We start from the raw sequence: 19,091 nt of genomic DNA, 5'->3' as shown, positions 1-19,091 counted from the left end.
TCCTTAATTGGCGGTGCCTAACCATTGTTGAAAGACTTCTAACAAGGGGTGGTTATCGGGCAGAATTGTGTCATTATCATCATAATCACATTGCATTTTATCCCAACCGGTGTAGTCATCAGGAATAGGGGGAATAGTGTCAGGAATGATTTGGCTGCGACCTAATATTTTTTTATGTTGATCCCGTTTTGATAACATATAGGGTGCTTTAGTTCCAAAGGGGCGTTCCGAGGCATGCAAATTGCCATCTTTAGCTAAAATAAAGGCTTGGTCATTAACTACATCGTATTGGGGAGAATCATGATCGCCTAGCCAGTACCCATCCGCTACATGGATGTTTCGAAATGAACGCCCCCCGTCAATGGAAGTATTAATCGCAGAGATATCAGATAAAGGGATAGAAATATAGTTTTTAGCAGGGTGTCGATAGGGTTCGGTATAAATTTCCCGAGAGCCGGCAGATAAAAGGTAATAAACTTGTTCTTTATCGTCAATGAAATAGAGTTGACCTTGGCAACGGTAACCGGTTAATAGCAGATAACGGTTTTCGTCAAATCGATAGACAACTTGTGACGGACTGACAACTTTGGGCTGGCGTAAATTATTGACTGGCGAAACCGCCCACACGCCCAATAAAAACAGCAGATAACTTGCTATTTGTACCAGTTTATGACGTGGTTTAAATAGGGTAATGGCAAAAATAACGCCCCCTATAAGGGTACAGATAAGGGCAACGATTAACATGACTATTTTTCCGCCCCGACTTCGCAACGAATTTTATCCCACCCTTGGTAAGGTTCGGGTTGGATATGTTTAATTGACTCAACCCGATTTTTATATTCCTGATTATCAATAAGCCTATCATAGGCACCAAAATTAGAGCCATCTCTAATTCGTTCATCAGAAAAAGCTGCGGAAGGGTAATAGATGGGGTACACTTTTAATCCTTGTCCATAATCAATATCATCATAGTTATAGGATGCCCCAAATATTACCTCGCCATTTTTTAACACAAAATAGCCGGTATTGCCTGAAATCGTAATAGGTGCGTTTCTTTTTCCTGGTTCGCTATAAATTCCTTGAATTGGTGAATCATCCACACCAATAAAAAAATTCACTTCATCACCGGGTACCGCTGCCATGGGCGATACTTCGGCTGTAATAAAATGCCGCCCGCCATCAACGGACATGGCAAAGTCGGTTAAATTTTGGGTAGGAATGGCAATATACTGCTTGCCGGGGTTGTAATAGTGATATTTAGGTAAGTCATAAGCGGTATAAAACCGTTTTTGAATTAAGGTGTGAATATTATTTTTATCGTCATGAAACCAAATATGCCCACTGCAATTTTCGCCTTGCAGTTCAAGGTAGCGGTCAGCATCATAGCGGTAAATCACCTGCCGTTTGGTGCTGACATAATAGAATGATTTTTTCAGTACATCACCGTTTCGGGCAAAGCTATAAAAAAGTTGATACCCGTCGCGCGGTTCGGGCTTAGGTGGCATTAGCGGCATGGGTTCGGTCGGGGGAAATGGGGCAATATCCGACAAAATGACCACCGAGCCAACCGGTATTACAACCAGCGTAATAAATAATGTTATTAATTTTTTTTTCATCCGTTTATTCCTTAATTGGCGGTGCCTAACCATTGTTGAAAGACTTCTAACAAGGGATGGTTATCGGGTAAAATTGTATCGTCGGCATCATAATCACATTGCATTTTATCCCAGCCAGTGTAGTCATCAGGAATAGGGGGAATAGTGTCAGGAATCATTTGACTGCGACCTATTATTTTATTTTTTTGATTTCGTTTAGTTAGCATATCCCATCCTCTGTAACCATATGGCTGTTCTGATGCAAACAATGTACCATCTTTAGCTAAAATAAAGGCCCGGTCATTGACCACATCATATTGAGGAGAATCATGATCACCCAAATAGTTTCCAATACCTAACTCGATGCTTTTAAATGAACGCCCACCATCAATAGAAGTATCAATAGCAGACAGATCTGCTAAAGGAACAGAAATATAGTTTTTAGCGGGATGCCGATAAGGTTCGGTGTAAACTCGTTGTGAGTGAGCCGCTAATTGGTAATAAACCTGTTCTTTATCGTCAATAAAATAGACTTGACCTTGGCAACGGTAACCGGTTAATAGCAGATAGCGGTTTTCGTCAAATCGATAGACAACTTGTGACGGACTGACAACTTTGGGCTGGCGTAAATTATTGACTGGCGAAACCGCCCACACGCCCAATAAAAACAGCAGATAACTTGCTATTTGTACCAGTTTATGACGTGGTTTAAATAGGGTAATGGCAAAAATAATGCCCCCTATAAGGGTACAAATAAAGGCTAAGACGATCATATTAACGCTCCTTTTTTGTGTCAGGCACAGGTTGTGGCCACTGTAGCTCAGGATCTATAAAAAACTCACAAATTTTGTTATCTAACACTCTGATTGCAGTTTTAACTACCCCTTTAACCATAGGATTAGGGATAAGACTGGCTGCCCCACTGCTGCCATTGACTAATATCATTCTACCAATGGTTTTCACATGCTCATACTCATTGACAACGTCTTGAGGTACTTTTCCTTGTAAAAGATTCATACTCTTCTTAATTTGATCAGGTAAAATACCGTATCTTTGGTAATTTAACGTGTCTTTATCCATATTGAGTGGCGATCGCCAGTCAGCATCGTCAATTAAGCGTTGCCATTCACGCTTGCTTGCCATGCTGGCGGTGTTGACTTCGCCTAAGGCTAAATCATACGCCATAATATGCGACGGTACCTGTTTGTGTAGGGTAATGCCAGAGTGGTGACTGCTATCCACGGGTTCAGATGCTTTGGTTTGCACATCTTTATAAACCCCTTGTCTGATTTCGTCTTCATCAGGAAAACACCACACTTCGAACTTATAAGGATCGTCGGTAAATCGGAAGTGGGCAACGTTTTTCCATTCGGGGTGTTCTGCTTCTCGATCTTTTCGCCATTGGTAATGGCCATCGATAGCATTGTTATATATTGCCGATCCTATCCATGACTTTTTGGGGCGATCCGGCCCCCGATAGTAAAATTCATATTTCGGGTAAGGCTTATAAAGTTCTGATTTCATATAATCACTTTTGTAATGACCATATTTATCTTTTTTTATAAACAGATCATGACAATAAATTGCCTTGGCTAACTCAGTTTGAGGGCTTTTTCCACAACCGGTATAAATTATGGGTTCGGGTACTTGTTCGCCATTAATAATGATTTTTTCTGTTGTATTAAATATGACATTTCCTAATGATCCTGTTTCAAATGGCGAATAAACGTTATTTTGCTTATCTTGCTTTAACTGTAATAAGATTTCTTCATCAAGTTGATAAAATAACATGATTTTATCCGTTGTTTTATCCCAGTTACCTCTGATAAAGCGACCGTTTTCGATCTTGTCGTGTTGATTGACTAATGCCAGTTCGTCATCGGTAAGACCAACATAGATCGTCACCACGTCGACATCAAATTCGTTTTTATATTGGTTATAAGTATCCGTATAGCGCTGATTGAGGGGTTCTCTATCTAAATATTTAGGAAAATCATAGACAAATGTGCCGTTCGATTCAAAACAAACTAACTTGCTGGGATCTTCGCCCACTTTAATGCGGTGGCTAAATACCCGCTGTTTTAAATTGTCACCGCACTTCTCAAATATTTTATTGGGAATGCCGTGCCACCCCATGCCTTGGACACTGCGCAGCGACACGACTTGATCGTTAGGGCTAAAGTAGTTATACACTTTGCCAAAATTGTCACGCCCATACAGCGGATCGGTAAAATCGTAATAAGGCGTGTCGGGATTGAGTAAATCGGGTTTTGTTGGGGTCGACGCCACCCCTTTTTCGATTAACACATTAGGATCGTCAAATTTCTTTTTCCGTAAATTCTGTCCTTTTTTGATAGCATTCACGAAATTGATAAAGGTCTGTTCCCGTGCTTTATTGGTTTGTACCCCCATGCCCAGTTCTTTTGATTGCCCTTCAAAAAATGTGTAATCAAAGGCATATGGCGAGTGAGCCATAATCACGCAGTCTGCCGGTAAAAGCTTTTGTTCCTTCAACATCAGATTGGCTAACATGGTGATAATGGTTCCTTGGCTGTGGGCAACAATATTAATTGGCGCATGTTTAAACCTGTCATTATCTCGAATATTTTTGATTAATTTGGCTAAGCGGTGGGCAGCAAATACCATATAAATTCGGTGCGGATTATAATACGCTTTTGAACCCGTTTCTGACCCTAATTGGGCAATATAATTAGAAAATGCTGTAAAACCAGGACCATACATATCGGGTATACAAGTTGTGGCGTCAGAAAACGGTCCTCCATTGCGCGTAAACAGGTTATCGATCCAGTTGCCAAAATTGTCATGATTTAATTTAGAAAACCCATACATATCTTTTAGTTCTTTGGTTTCACGTTCAATCCAATAAGCATCATAGGGTAGTTCGGCTTTTTTTTCTTTTTTTAATCGTTCTTCATACGCTTTTTGTTCAGCGTAATAAGTATCGATATCAACCGGTCGATACCCCCAATAAAAAGGTATAACAGGTGAGTTACCCTTATGTTTTACCTCACTCGGTTTTAACGGCGGCTTAGTTATCTTAGATTCTGTCCATTCTGTAAACATTTGCATTCTGGGCGAAAAATTTTCATCGTCGGTTTGTGTCCATTCCCATTTATTGGGTTTTAAATCGTTACGTCCTAACCGTTTGTTTAATCCCGCACAAATGCCTTTATCTAAATTAGGGAATGCTTCGCCTACATCGTTAACACCATGAATTAAAATAACAATACATGGCAGTGGCGCAGGTACATCAACGACGCAGGTTTTCATGACATCAGTTGATTGTTCGGGTACACCAATTATGCCCTCAATCGTGGCAATGGCTTCATCAGCATTATTTTTATCCATCATAAATTAAATCCTTGAGTAATCTTTTCTATAATTGTTTTCATTTTGTTATTGTTAGTTTTGCTATTTTACTGTTTCATCCATACGCTTTTTTTCTATACTATTTACTAAATGTTCAATGCCATTAGATTGATTGTTTGAAATTATTGGTATCGCTATTGGGGATTTTCAGCCAATTTTTAAAGTGGGTTGTTTTAAATTGATTGATTGATAAAACGCTAAAGGAGGTTAGTTTTAGGGGTAACCTGTTACGATTAATGACAGAAAGGCATAATATCGACAATTGATTAACGTTTACAAGGGGGAAGAGATGATCTTTAAGCGACAAAATATCGATTAAAAAATTTTGCTTGTTTATTGTCGATTCCCTTGTGTTCATTGTGCATTCCTTTGGTGTTAATAGTGACAATTTTTTACCGAATAAAAACTTATTATTGGTATGAAAATTAGCCTAACTAAAATACGTTTTTTTTTTCAACAATGCAACTTTTTTTGATTAAAATTATCGAGATAAGTGATTAAAAATGTTGGTCATTAACCAGAATGATGCTAATAACCAAGCAAAAATCCAGCCCCCTGTAAGGGGGGACATAAGGGCAATACTTAACATGACTATTTTTCCGCCCCGACTTCGCAACGAATTTTATCCCACCCTTGGTAAGGTTCGGGTTGGATATGTTTCATTGACTCAACCCGATTTTTATATTCTTGATTATCTAGAAGCCTATCATAGGCACCAAAATTAGAGCCGTCTCTAATCCGTTCATCAGAAAAAGCGGCGGAAGGATAATATATTGGGTATTCTTTTAACCCAAGTCCGTAATCAATTTTGTTATAACGATAAGATGCGCCAAATATTACCTCGCCATTTTTTAACACAAAATAGCCGGTATTGCCTGAGATAGTAAGCGGTATATCACCTTTTATTGGATCAAAAAAAATGTCCTCAATGGGCGAATCATCAACACCAATAAAAAAATCCACTTCATCACCGGGTACCGCTGCCATGGGCGATACTCTGGCTGTAATAAAATGCCGCCCGCCATCAACGGACATGGCAAAGTCGGTTAAATTTTGGGTAGGAATGGCAATATACTGCTTGCCGGGGTTGTAATAGTGATATTTAGGTAAGTCATAAGCGGTATAAAACCGTTTTTGAATTAAGGTGTGAATATTATTTTTATCGTCATGAAACCAAATATGCCCACTGCAATTTTCGCCTTGCAGTTCAAGGTAGCGGTCAGCATCATAGCGGTAAATCACTTGCCGTTTGGTGCTGACATAATAGAATGATTTTTTCAGTACATCACCGTTTTGGGCAAAGCTATAAAAAAGTTGATACCCGTCGCGCGGTTCGGGTTTAGGTGGTCGCAGTGGCATTGGCTCTGAACTTGGAAAAGGGGCAATGATTGATAAAATACCAATCAGTACAACTGGCACAGCAAATAACATAATACATAATTTAACGAGTGTCTGTTTCATTGATAAGTTCCTGATTTGGCAGTACCTAGCCATTGTTGAAAGACCGTCAATAAAGACAGATTATTGGGTAATTTAACGTCATCGGCATCAAAATCGCACTGCATTCTTTATTCACCGGTAAAATTGTTTATATGCCCAATAACAACAGCCAATACGTGTTGCTTGCACAAGTTTAAGACGTGGTTTAAACAGGGTGTTATCAAAAATCCTGCCCCCTGTAAGGGGGGACATAAGGGCAATACTTAACATGACTATTTTTCCGCCCCGACTTCGCAACGAATTTTATCCCACCCTTGATAAGGTTCGGGCTGGATATGTTTCATTGACTCAACCCGATTTTTATGTTCTTGATTATCAATAAGCCTATCAAAGGCACCAAAATTAGATCCGTCTCTAATCCGTTCATCAGAAAAAGCGGCGGAAGGATAATAAAATTGGTTATATCTTAAACCTTGCCCATAATTAATATCGTCATAATCATAGGATGCACCAAATATTACCTCGCCATTTTTTAACACAAAATAACCGGTATTGCCCGAAATGGTAATAGGTGCGTTTCTGTTTCCTGGTTTGCTATAAATTCCTTGTATTGGCGAATCATCCACACCAATAAAAAAATCGACTTCATCACCGGGTACCGCTGCCATGGGGGATACCACGGCAATAATAAAATGCCGCCCACCATCAACCGAAACGGCAAAATCGGTTAAATTTTGGGTAGGAATGGCAATATACTGCTTGCCGGGATTGTAATAGTGATATTTAGGTAAGTCATAGGCGGTATAAAACCGTTTTTGAATTAAGGTATGAATATTATTTTTATCGTCATGAAACCAAATATGCCCGCTGCAATTTTCGCCTTGCAGTTCAAGGTAGCGGTCAGCATCATAGCGGTAAATCACCTGCCGTTTGGTGCTGACATAATAGAATGAATTATCCAGCACTTCATCGTTTCGGGCAATGCTATAAAAAAGTTGATACCCGTCGCGCGGTTCGGGTTTAGGTGGCCGCAGTGGCATCGGCTCTGAACTTGGAAAAGGGGCAATGATTGATAAAATACCAATCAGTACAACTGGCACAGCAAATAACATAATACATAATTTAACGAATGTCTGTTTCATTGATAAGTTCCTGATTTGGCAGTACCTAGCCATTGTTGAAAGACCGTCAATAAAGACAGATTATTGGGTAATTTAACTTCATCGGCATCAAAATCGCACTGCATTCTTTATTCACCGGTAAAATTGTTTATATGCCCAATAACAACAGCCAATACGTGTTGCTTGCACAAGTTTAAGACGTGGTTTAAACAGGGTGTTAGCAAAAATCCAGCCCCCTGTAAGGGGGGACATAAGGGCAATACTTAACATGACTATTTTTCCGCCCCGACTTCGCAACGAATTTTATCCCACCCTTGGTAAGGTTTGGGTTGGATATGTTTCATTGACTCAACCCGATTTTTATATTCTTGATTATATAGAAGTCTTTTATAAGCACCAAAATTAGAGCCGTCTCTAATCCGTTCATCAGAAAAAGCGGCGGAAGGATAATAAAATTGGTTATATCTTAAACCTTGCCCATAATTAATATACTGATAATCATAGGATGCACCAAATATTACCTCGCCATTTTTTAACACAAAATAGCCGGTATTGCCCGAAATGGTAATAGGAGTATTGTAGTTTCCTGGTTTGTCATAAATTCCTTGAATAGGCGAATCATCCACACCAATAAAGAAATCGACTTCATCACCGGGTACCGCTGCCATGGGGGATACCACGGCAATAATAAAATGCCGCCCACCATCAACCGAAACGGCAAAATCGGTTAAATTTTGAGTAGGAATGGCAATATACTGCTTGCCGGGATTGTAATAGTGATATTTAGGTAAGTCATAGGCGGTATAAAACCGTTTTTGAATTAAGGTATGAATATTATTTTTATCGTCATGAAACCAAATATGCCCGCTGCAATTTTCGCCTTGCAGTTCAAGGTAGCGGTCAGCATCATAGCGGTAAATCACCTGCCGTTTGGTGCTGACATAATAGAATGAATTATCCAGCACTTCATCGTTTCGGGCAATGCTATAAAAAAGTTGATACCCGTCGCGCGGTTCGGGTTTAGGTGGCCGCAGTGGCATCGGCTCTGAACTTGGAAAAGGGGCAATGATTGATAAAATACCAATCAGTACAACTGGCACAGCAAATAACATAATACATAATTTAACGAATGTCTGTTTCATTGATAAGTTCCTGATTTGGCAGTGCCTAGCCATTGTTGAAAGACCGTCAATAAAGACAGATTATTGGGTAATTTAACTTCATCGGCATCAAAATCGCACTGCATTTTGTCCCATCCGGTGTAATCATCGGGAATCGGGGGAATGGTGTCGGGAATGATTTGACTGCGACCTAATATTTTTTTATGTTGATCCCATTTAGATAACATATGTGGCGCTTTCGTGCCAAAAGGGCGTTCCGAGGCATGTACATTGCCATCTTTAGCTAAAATAAAGGCTTGGTCATTAACTACATCGTATTGGGGAGAATCATGATTGCCTAACCAGTACCTATTCGCTAAATGAATGCTTCTAAAGGAACGCCCACCGTCAATAGAAATATCAATAGCCGACAGATCTGATAAAGGAACAGAAATATAGTTTTTAGCGGGGTGACGATAGGGTTCGGTATAAATTCGTTGTGAGTGAGCCGCTAAACGATAATAGACTTGCTCTTTATCATCAATAAAATAGACTTGTCCATTACAACGGTAGCCGGTTAATAACAGATAACGGTTTTCGTCAAACCGATAGACAATTTGCGAAGGACTAACATATTTTTGCTCTTGCAAATCGGTAATGGGTGAAATAGCGAGTATGCTAAAAATATAGATAAGATAGCTGAGTACTTGCCAGCCCAAATGATGTCGCTTAATGGATAACCAAGAAAAGCTTATTCCTCCAATTAAGGTAAGCAATATTGCTAGAATAATCATTTATTTCTCCTTTTGGTGATAGGTTCAGGCATTGGCCATTGTATATCTTCATCAAACATATATGGGTAGTGTTTTTTAAGAATATCAGGGATTTTAGTTGGTGAGCTGGTGAAAGTATCTTTCATTAGCGAGTAAGTCCCTTCTAACGAACCAACAAACCTAAATTCATTCACTACGCTCTTAGGTACAGTGCCTTTTAAAAGATTCATACTCTTCTTAATTCCATCAGGTAAAATACCCGAAATTTGGTAGATTATTGTTTCTTTCTCTTCATTTTGACGCGACCGCCAGTCGGCATTATTAATTAGCCGATGCCAAGTTCGCTGATTGGCTTTACTTGCAATACTGACTTCGCCAAGGGCAAGGTCATACGCCATAATATGCGATGGTACCTGTTCGTGTAGGGTTATGCCAGAGTGGTGGCTGCTATCCACGGGTGTAGATGCTTGGGTTTTTACGTCTTCATAAATCCTTTGTCTGATTTCGTCTTCATCAGGAAAACACCAAACTTCGAATTTATAAGGGTCGTCGGTAAATCGGAAGTGGGCAACGTTTTTCCATTCAGGGTGCTCTGCTTCTCGATCTTTTTTCCATTGGTAATGAAGATCGATAATATTGGTATGTGGTGCCAATCCTCTCCATGGCTTTTTGGGGCGATTAGGTCCCCGATATTCAAATGTATATTTCGGGTAAGGCTTATAATGTTCCGATTTCTTATAATCATTTTCGTAATGTCTATATTTATCTTGTTGGATAAACTGATCATGATAATAAATTGCTTTGGCTAACTCAGTCTGTGCGCTTTTTCCACAGCCGGTGTAGGTAATGGGGATAGGTACTTGTTCGCCATTTACTTTTAACTGCTCCTCTACTGCGTAGCTAGCATTACTGTATAGGTTAGCATCAAAAACACTATCTGCCCCTGTTTCTGTTGGCGAATAAAGCCCGGATTGTTGATCTTGTTTTAATCGTTCTAAGTCTTCGTCATTTATTTTGTATTGAATAACGAGTTTACTTTTGAGTATATCGTAATAGCCGTTATAGTAACGACCATTTTTAACCGGATTATGTTGATTAATTAGCGAAATTTCATCTTGGGTTAAAAAGACTCTCACTGTAGTTTTATTACCTTTAACAATTTCTAAATATCTGTTGTGCAAAGCTTTTCTATCAATATATGTGGGCAAATCAATCTTGAATGTTCCACTGGGTCTAAAAAAAATAAACTTATCAGGATTTTCACCCACCGGAAAACCATGCCCAAAGGCACGTTGCCTTAATTTGTCCCCACACTGTTTAAAAACGTAGTTCGGTATACCTTGCCAACCCATTCCTTGAATGCTTCTTAACGAAACGACCTGATCATTAGGACTAAAGTAGTTATACACTTTACCGAAATTGTCACGCCAATACAGCGGATTGGTAAAATCGTAATCAGGCGTGGCAGGATTGAGTAAATCGGGTTTTATTGGGGGCGATGCCACATATTTTTCGATTAATACCTTAGGATCTTTAAACATCTTTTCCCGTAAATTCTGTCCTTGTTCGATAGCATCTACAAAATTGATAAAGGTTTGTTCCCGTGCTTTATTGGTTTGTACCGCCATGCCCAGTTCTTTTGATTGCCCTTCTAAAAATGTGCCATCAAACGCATACGGTGAGTGAGCCATAATCACGCAGTCTGCCGGTAAGTAATTTTCGTCTTTAAGCATTAGATTAGCTAACATAGTAATAATGGTGCCTTGGCTGTGGGCAACAATATTAATTGGCGCATGTTTTAATTTGTCATCATCCCTAATCTCTTTTATTAATTTAGCTAATCGATAAGCAGCGAATACCATATAAATTCGGTGCGGATTTTCATAAGCTTTTGACCCTTTTGGTGACCCTAATGTAGCCACGAAATTTGTTATAGACGTTAAACCGGGACCGTACATATCGGGTATGCAGGTGGTGGCGTCAGAAAACGGTCCACCATTACGCGTAAAAAGGTGATCGATCCAGTTACCAAATTGATCACTGCTTAATTTGGAAAAACCAAACATGTCTTTTAGTTCTTTGGTTTCACGTTCAACCCAATAAGCATCATAGGGTAGTTCGGCTTTTTTATCTTTTTTTAGTCGTTCTTCGTACGCTTTTTGTTCAGTGTAATAACTATCAATATCAACCGGTCGATACCCCCAGTAAAAAGGGATAATTGGCGAGTTACCTTTATGTTTTTCCTCACACGGTTTTAATGGCACCTTAATTATCTTGGGTTCTGTCCATTCTGTAAACATTTGCATTCTGGGCGAAAAATTTTCATGGTCGGTTTGCGTCCACTTCCATTTATTGGGTTTTAAATCGTTACGTCCTAAACGTTTGTTTAACCCCGCACAAATGCCTTTATCTAAATTAGGAAATGCTTCGCCTACATCGTTAACGCCGTGAATTAAAATAACAATACATGGCAATGGTGCAGGTACATCAACGACGTGGGTTTTCATGACATCAGTCGATTTTTCCGGTACTCCTATTACGCCTTCAACACAGGCAATGACATCATCATAGCTATTTTTATCCGTCATAAATTAACTCCTTGGGTAATCTTTTTACTATAATTGATTTATTTTTGTTATTGTTAATTTTGATTTTTTCACTATTTAATCCATGAGCTGATGTTCTATACCATTGATAAAATACGTAATGCCATTGAGTGGATTGTTTAAGACTATTGGTATTTTTATTGAGTTTTTTCAACCAATTTTTAAAAAGGGTTGTTTTAACATGATTGATTGATAAAACGCGAAAGGTGGTTAGTTTTAGGGGTAACCTGTTATGGTTAATGACAGACATGAATAAAATCGACAATTGCTTAAAATTAACAATGGTGAACAAATTGTGATTAAGCGACAAAACGTTGATTAAAAAATTTTGCTTGTTTATTGTCGATTTCCTTGTGTTCATTGTGCATTCCTTTGGTGTTCGATAGTGATAATTTTTTACCGAATTAGATAACTATCAGTATAAAAATTAGTCTAGTTAAAATACGTCTTTTTTTTCAACAATGCAACTTTTTTTTTGATTAAAATTATCGAGATAAGTGTTTAAACAAGGTGAGTAGCTTGTTAGCAATCAAGGCGATCACTAACAATATAAGGCATTTATGACTATGCGGTTATTGCATTTATAAACAACCCATATTGTGTTTTAAAAAAGGTTGCTAATGGTAAAACGTTATCCGTTAGATTGGTTTTTTTAGTCAATCAATTAAACATAATTCGTTTAAAACTTGTTACATGGGTGGTGGGGTGTGTTTGAGCAATTTGTTCTATACGGGCAATAATTTGTATGAGTTTGTCACTGTAGTTGGGATCGGTTGCGTATTTTGCTGCTTGTAATGCTTTGGCGGCGGTTCTTGCATCGGGTGCTTTGACCACCGCTTGGTAGCGAGGGCTTTGGGTTAATAGATTAATATAGTCGGTTAATGCATGTTGTTTACTGGTATAGACTTTGAAATTATCTTGAATTTTTATCATTCGGTCATTGATAAATTCTTGTGTTGTTAATCGAGTCGCATTACCTTGCCATGTTGGCGTGGCTTTGATACCAAAGTAGTTATGGCTTGATTGGTTATCTGCGGTTTTAATCAGTTTTTGTCCCCAACCGGTTTCTAATGCGGCTTGTGCAATGATAACTTCGTAAGGTATACCTGAACTTTTTGAAGCTTGTTGAGCAGGAACAATCCATTCTTTGACAAATGCGGTTACATGATCTTGATTTGCCTTATCGGCAGGTTTTAACGATGTGAGTTCAGATGCATTTATTTTTGATGCATTATCGATTTTATGGCTATGATAAAGCATTTGTCCTAATGCTTCGGGCGTGACTGTCGCTGATGCGTTGCTAAATAAAGATTGTGCAAGTTTAAGGTTAGGTTGTTGCGACGATTTTTGAGGTTGAATAGGAATAGTGCCCGATGACGATATATTTGATGACAAAGGTTTGCCATGCGTGAGTTGCTTGGTGATGATATTAGCAAGCCCCAACCCTTTACCCGCTGCTTGCTGAGCAATTTGCTGATCAAACATCGATGTAAAGAGTTGGGTTGCAGGTTGATTGAATAATCCACTGTCCGGCACTGCTTTACGCATTGATTGCATCATCATATTAATAAATAGCGTTTCAAATTGTTCGGCAACTTGTTTAATACTTTGATTAGTCCCTTTTGCCACATCGCGCTTTAATTGATTTAATCCATTTACATCATAGGCAAAACGGTGAACAGATTGATTAATCAGATTATTCATATTCTATTTTTTATATCTAAATGGTTTCTAACGAAGCATGTAAGCAACCGGCTTTTTTAAGTGCTTCAAGGATTGACATTAATTCGGTCGGATTGGCACCCAATAAGTTGAGCGATTTAATCACACTATTTAAATTCACCCCTGCAGTGACTTTTTGCAATGCACCACCTTGCTCTTCAACCGCAATTTGTGTTTCAGGTGTGACCGCTGTTTCCCCACCCGCTAAAGGTGTATTGGGTTGGTTAACTTTGAGTTTGTTATTGACGACAACCGATAAGTTACCATGCGCGACAGCGCAGTTATCCAGCTGGACTTTTTGATTCATGACCACAACCCCAGTACGAGTATTAATGACAACTTTGGCTGAGATCGGCGTAGCACCAATTTCAAGATTTTGTATTCGTGATAATAATTTAACCCGTTCTTGACTGGTAACAGGCATTTTGACTGTCACCGTCGTACCGTCCAGTGCCACAGCACTGTTTTTTTGTAATTTATTAATCGCTTCGGAGATTTTTAAGGCACGAGTAAAATCGAATTGATTCAGATGTAAGTGAATAATGTCTTGTTCATCTAATCGCATGGCTAATTCACGTTCAATCGTTGCACCATTTGGGATTGTCGCACCAGCTAATTGATTGACACTTACGCTACTTCCGCCACTACTTGCGCCCATGCCACCCAAAAATAGATTACCTTGAGCAATGGCATAAACTTGGTTATCTGCGCCTTTTAACGGCGTCATAATTAATGTGCCCCCTCGTAGACTTTTGGCATTACCAAGTGAAGATACCACGACATCTATTTGTTGTCCTACACGTGCATAAGAAGGTAATTTTGCCGTAACCATAACCGCAGCAACATTTTTAAGTTGCATATTGCTGCCTGTTGGAACAGTAATACCTAATTGAGACAACATATTGGTGATACTTTGAATCGTAAACGGTGTTTGTGAGGTTTGGTCGCCCGTTCCATCAAGTCCTACCACAATGCCATAACCCACTAATGCATTATCACGTACCCCTTGTATGGTGACTAGATCACGGATGCGTTCAGCGTAACTATAAGGTATCGCTAAAATCATCATTAAGATAAAACAGATAAGAGTAGGTATTTTTTTTATCATGCTAAAACTCGTTAAAACGGTGAAAGATTGAGAAATAAACGCTGTAGCCAACCCATTGTTTGTGCTTCATCGATGTAGCCATTTCCGACGTATTCAATACGGGCATCGGCTACTTGTGTTGAGATAACGGTATTATTGCCGCTAATTGTTCGAGGGTTAACTACACCTGAAAATCGTATAAATTCGGTTCCTTGATTAATCGCAATTTGTTTTTCACCAATGACTTTTAAATTGCCGTTTATCATGACATCTTGTACGGTGACAGTAATAGTACCACTAAAGGTATTTTTAGCGTTTGCTCCTCCAGAACCTTTAAAATCATTACCGCCAGACATGTCTGTTTCGACTTTTCCCCGTCCAACCAGTCCATCTAAAAAAGTGGGCACAGCTTTTACCCCTAAATTCAATGAACTGTTACGTCCGGCATTGATTGATGAGCTTTTGCTAGCGCTGACGTTTTCTTGTAACACGATAGTTAGCACATCACCAATATTGCGTGGACGGCGATCTTCAAACATGGGTTGATAACCAAAATTACTTGGTTGTGCTGCTTGATAGATAGAGCCGCTGGTGTTAACAATTTCTGGCATTTGCGGAACGATGCTTGTTTCGCCTTTGACTAATGGCTTTTTTGGTAATTGTGCGCAATTCACTAAGCACAGCGTAGCGATCACGATATACAGGGATTTTATCACGTTTATCATGGTATTAATTTATAACTGATTTAATCGTTGTAGCATCTGATCGGATGCTGAAATCGCTTTACTGTTAATTTCATAAGCACGTTGTACTTGAATCATATTTACCAGCTCTTCGGCAACATTGACATTCGATGTTTCGGTATAACCTTGGTATAGCAATCCTGCACCATTTAGCCCGGGGGTGTTTTCAGTTGGCGCACCAGAACTTTCGGTTTCTAAGTAAAGATTTTCTCCCATGCTTTCAAGCCCCGCATCATTAATAAAGGTGTGTAATGTCAGTTGACCTACTTGCACTTGCGAGGATTGATTAGCAAGGGTGGCATTGACAATACCATCACGCGCGACCGTCATTTTAATCGCATTTGCGGGAATATTAATGGTCGGTTGAATTTCATAACCGTTGGCGGTGACGAGTTGTCCATTTTGGTTAACTTGAAATGCGCCACTACGAGTATAAGCTTGAGTGCCGTCGGGTAATAGCACTTGGAAAAAGCCTTGTCCATTAATAGCAATATCACTGCTGTTGTCGGTTAATTCTAAATTACCTTGGCTGTGAATTCGTTCGGTAGCAACCGGTCTTACCCCTGTACCGATTTGCAAGCCTGACGGTAAGGTAGTTTGTTCTGAGGATTGTGCACCCGGTTGGCGAACAGTTTGATAGAGTAGATCTTCAAATACCGCTCTTTGCCGTTTAAAACCACTGGTACTGACATTGGCTAAATTGTTGGAAATAATATCCATATTCATTTGTTGTGCGGTTAAACCGGTTTTGGCAATCCAGAGTGATTTAATCATTGGTGATACTCCTAATTAAGTCAGTGATAATATTTGATTCGCTTTTTGGGCATTTTCATCAGCGGTTGTGATCCCTTTCATTTGCATTTCAAAATGGCGAGAGTGGCTGATTAAATCAACCATTGCGACAACGGGATTAACATTACTGCCTTCTAATACGCCCGACATCAATTTGGCATTGGGATTATCGGGTAATACGGCGCCACGGGCATTGCGTGTTTGTTCAGTCAATTGAAACAAGCCATTATCACCCCGAATTATTTCGTTGGGTTTAAGTTGGACTTTTTTAATTTTACCCACTTGGGCTATGGTGGTCGGTTTATCACCTGCGCCTAAAGCTGATAAAGTCCCGTCTGAACTGATACTGACTTTTGATTGTTGCGGAACGGTTAGTACACCGCCATCACCCATTAAAGGATATCCTTGCACACGCAATGTACCTTCTTCATCAATTTGGATCGCACCATTACGGGTATAAGCCTCACTACCATCGGCAAGTTGTACTGCTAACCAGTTATCTTCGGCTAAAGCAACATCTAATTCTCGACCAGTATAATTAAATGCCCCCATACTGGCATCAAATGTGGGAGTGGTTGCCGTGACCATTGTTCGGGTTGGCATAGTGCTGCCAACAATAGGCACCGCTTTCATTGCGGCTAATTGGGCACGAAACCCCGATGTTGAAACATTGGCTAGGTTATTACTGGTTATCGATTGCCGATGAAGTGTCTGACTTGCTGCCGACATGGCGGTATAAATAACGCGATCCATAATTTATTCCTCAATTAACGCAAGTTAACCAATGTGTTGAGTATCTGATCCTGCGTTTTTATGGTTTGCGAATTAGATTGATAATTGCGCTGGGCAACAATCATGTTGACTAATTCTTGACTCATATCCACATTGGATGATTCCACTGCACCGCTGGTTAATGCGCCCATCGTACCTGAGTTTGCAATACCTAATACTTCAGCGCCTGATTGGAGTGTTGAACGCCAATTGTTATTGCCTGCTGACTCTAGTCCGTTTACATTGGCAAAATCCGCCATCGCAATTTGACCTAACAACATGGTTTGTTGGTTAGAATAGATACCGTAAATCGATCCGTCATTATTGATGTTGTACCCGACTAAGTCACCCGGTGCATAACCATCAACGACAGGGGTTTTGATACTGCCTACTTCTTTGCCCATATTTTGTTGAGAGCTATTAGCCAGTGATAGTGTAAACGTGTTGTCAGCCGAGCCATTAATACCGTTAATATTTACGGTCATTTCTGGATCACTGATTAATTTACCGGATGAATCAAATTCCATTTGCCCCATTTTTTGTAATGTTGCATTCGGATCGCTGCTGTCAAGATAATGCACATCCCATTGATTGTCGGCTGTTTTGACATAAAACAGTTGTACATTACGTTGATTACCGAGCGAATCGTAAGTTGTCAGCGTTGTTGAGTAGTTGAACGTATCGGCATCAAGTGCATTGATGGGCTGTTTTTCAGGTACTGTACTATTTGAGTTTAAGTTAGTTTGTAATGATGCTTTTGTCGTGGCGGCAGCATTTAACATTTCTTGTGAAATTTTAAGCGGTCCCGGTGCTGCACCTTGTGCAATTTGTGGCGGTGTTCCTGTGGCTAAGTAGCCAGTGAGTTGCAAACCATCCGCCGAGATAATATTGCGCTCCGCATCTAATTGAAATTGACCATTACGGCTGTAATAAATTTGTCCACTACTATCCACTAAGCGAAAAAAACCATTGCCTGAAATAGCAACATCTAAACTATTGTTAGTGGCGGTTGTTGTTCCGTCACCAAAATTTTGCATGACGGCTGCAACTTTCACACCCATACCAACTTTTGATCCGGCATACATGTCGGCAAATGAGATACTCGCACTTTTAAAGCCAACGGTTGCAGAATTGGCAATATTATTACCAATGACGTCTAATTGTTTTGATGCAGCATTCATGCCGCTAATTGCTTGAGAAAATCCCATTTGAATTTTATCCCCTTTTAAAGAATTTGACGTACTTCGTCAATACTAATTGAACCAAGTATTCCTAAATCGAGTAATACTTTATTATTAACTTTACTGTTTATCACACCATAGACAACCGAATAGCCAAGTGACGTTGAAGATACTTTTTGTCCATCGTAACTGGCATTGACCGAAAAGGTATAACTGCCATCTGGGGCGGTGGTGCCATCGTTTAGCTGACCGTCCCAAGTGAAGGAGCTAACTCCAGCAGGAATCGAACCTAAATCGACTTCACGTACGACATTACCATTTTCATCTAAAATCGTAATGATGACTGAATCCGCATCGCGCATTAGCTCAAAACCAAATGGTGTGGTAATGGTTTCGGTTTCGTTATCACTACCTTCAAGCTCAGAGGTCGCCACTAAAATTTTATTGCCAGGTACCATTACCCCTTTACCAATCATGTTGCTGGCATTGACCGATAAGCTATCGTCAATTTGCCCAGATACCATACCAAGCGTAGTATTTAATCTTTCAATCCCCGCTAACGTGTTAATTTGAGCAAGTTGCGAGGTTAATTGACTATTATCCATTGGGTTGGTTGGATCTTGATTCTTCATCTGGGCAATCAGTAGCGTTAAAAAGTTATCTTGTAATTCTTTACTCGAATTTCCATCAGTTGTACTTTTTTGTTTGGTTTGAATGCCGTTTACACCTACCGATTCGGATACAGACACATTTGTTACACCCATCTATCA

General features: G+C 39.6%; 16 protein-coding genes. All 16 read right to left on the bottom strand.

All coding sequences use genetic code 11. The annotated features are described in order from the left end of the window. Nucleotides 1-3: 3 nt before the first annotated feature. The 16 genes from A9G10_RS02185 to A9G10_RS02105 all read right to left on the bottom strand — a co-directional run bounded on the left by A9G10_RS02185 (nucleotide 4) and on the right by A9G10_RS02105 (nucleotide 19,085). Entirely contained in the window at nucleotides 4-744 is a 741-nt protein-coding gene (locus A9G10_RS02185) for a T6SS immunity protein Tli3 family protein (protein WP_065558054.1), read from the bottom strand. 2 nt (nucleotides 745-746) lie between these two features. Continuing rightward, nucleotides 747-1,616 carry a T6SS immunity protein Tli3 family protein gene (locus tag A9G10_RS02180; protein WP_065558053.1) on the bottom strand — a complete coding sequence of 290 codons (870 nt, stop codon included), beginning with the start codon at nucleotides 1,614-1,616 and terminating at the stop codon, nucleotides 747-749. Nucleotides 1,617-1,627: 11 nt separating this feature from the next. Beyond that, on the bottom strand, nucleotides 1,628-2,368 hold the full coding sequence (locus A9G10_RS02175) for a T6SS immunity protein Tli3 family protein (protein ID WP_065558052.1): 741 nt from the start codon (nucleotides 2,366-2,368) through the stop codon (nucleotides 1,628-1,630). Nucleotide 2,369: 1 nt separating this feature from the next. Continuing rightward, a complete protein-coding gene (locus A9G10_RS02170) occupies nucleotides 2,370-4,967 on the bottom strand; it encodes a T6SS effector phospholipase Tle3 domain-containing protein (protein WP_065558051.1) in 2,598 nt (865 codons plus the stop codon). A 609-nt stretch (nucleotides 4,968-5,576) separates the two neighbouring features. Beyond that, nucleotides 5,577-6,446 carry a T6SS immunity protein Tli3 family protein gene (locus A9G10_RS02165; RefSeq protein ID WP_065558050.1) on the bottom strand — a complete coding sequence of 290 codons (870 nt, stop codon included), beginning with the start codon at nucleotides 6,444-6,446 and terminating at the stop codon, nucleotides 5,577-5,579. A 251-nt stretch (nucleotides 6,447-6,697) separates the two neighbouring features. Further along, complete coding sequence (locus tag A9G10_RS02160; RefSeq protein WP_065558049.1) at nucleotides 6,698-7,567, bottom strand: T6SS immunity protein Tli3 family protein; 870 nt, start codon at nucleotides 7,565-7,567, stop codon at nucleotides 6,698-6,700. Nucleotides 7,568-7,818: 251 nt separating this feature from the next. Next, nucleotides 7,819-8,688, bottom strand: coding sequence for a T6SS immunity protein Tli3 family protein (locus A9G10_RS02155; protein ID WP_065558048.1), 870 nt, complete (start codon nucleotides 8,686-8,688; stop codon nucleotides 7,819-7,821). Further along, on the bottom strand, nucleotides 8,685-9,440 hold the full coding sequence (locus A9G10_RS02150; RefSeq protein WP_065558047.1) for a T6SS immunity protein Tli3 family protein: 756 nt from the start codon (nucleotides 9,438-9,440) through the stop codon (nucleotides 8,685-8,687). Before A9G10_RS02150 ends, A9G10_RS02155 begins: the two co-directional genes overlap by 4 nt. Further along, nucleotides 9,437-12,007 carry a T6SS effector phospholipase Tle3 domain-containing protein gene (locus tag A9G10_RS02145; RefSeq protein WP_065558046.1) on the bottom strand — a complete coding sequence of 857 codons (2,571 nt, stop codon included), beginning with the start codon at nucleotides 12,005-12,007 and terminating at the stop codon, nucleotides 9,437-9,439. The genes A9G10_RS02150 and A9G10_RS02145 overlap by 4 nt, the downstream gene beginning before the upstream one ends. 678 nt (nucleotides 12,008-12,685) lie before the next feature. Then, nucleotides 12,686-13,729, bottom strand: coding sequence for a flagellar assembly peptidoglycan hydrolase FlgJ (flgJ, locus tag A9G10_RS02135; protein WP_065558044.1), 1,044 nt, complete (start codon nucleotides 13,727-13,729; stop codon nucleotides 12,686-12,688). Between the two features lie 16 nt (nucleotides 13,730-13,745). After that, nucleotides 13,746-14,855, bottom strand: coding sequence for a flagellar basal body P-ring protein FlgI (locus tag A9G10_RS02130; protein ID WP_065558043.1), 1,110 nt, complete (start codon nucleotides 14,853-14,855; stop codon nucleotides 13,746-13,748). Nucleotides 14,856-14,866: 11 nt separating this feature from the next. Beyond that, nucleotides 14,867-15,559, bottom strand: coding sequence for a flagellar basal body L-ring protein FlgH (locus A9G10_RS02125; RefSeq protein ID WP_065558042.1), 693 nt, complete (start codon nucleotides 15,557-15,559; stop codon nucleotides 14,867-14,869). Nucleotides 15,560-15,568: 9 nt separating this feature from the next. After that, complete coding sequence (gene flgG / locus A9G10_RS02120; RefSeq protein WP_065558041.1) at nucleotides 15,569-16,351, bottom strand: flagellar basal-body rod protein FlgG; 783 nt, start codon at nucleotides 16,349-16,351, stop codon at nucleotides 15,569-15,571. 15 nt (nucleotides 16,352-16,366) lie between these two features. After that, nucleotides 16,367-17,122 (bottom strand): flagellar basal body rod protein FlgF, encoded by a 756-nt coding sequence (locus A9G10_RS02115; protein ID WP_065558040.1) that lies wholly within the window; start codon nucleotides 17,120-17,122, stop codon nucleotides 16,367-16,369. Nucleotides 17,123-17,136: 14 nt separating this feature from the next. Beyond that, on the bottom strand, nucleotides 17,137-18,348 hold the full coding sequence (gene flgE / locus A9G10_RS02110) for a flagellar hook protein FlgE (protein ID WP_065558039.1): 1,212 nt from the start codon (nucleotides 18,346-18,348) through the stop codon (nucleotides 17,137-17,139). 17 nt (nucleotides 18,349-18,365) lie between these two features. Next, nucleotides 18,366-19,085 (bottom strand): flagellar hook assembly protein FlgD, encoded by a 720-nt coding sequence (locus A9G10_RS02105; protein WP_065558038.1) that lies wholly within the window; start codon nucleotides 19,083-19,085, stop codon nucleotides 18,366-18,368. Nucleotides 19,086-19,091 lie beyond the last annotated feature (6 nt).

Origin of the sequence: Gilliamella sp. wkB308 (assembly GCF_001690185.1) — a bacterium.
GTDB lineage: Bacteria > Pseudomonadota > Gammaproteobacteria > Enterobacterales > Orbaceae > Gilliamella > Gilliamella apicola_I.
The sequence above is the reverse complement of the archived record's forward strand: the minus strand, read 5'-3'. Positions and strand labels throughout refer to the sequence as shown.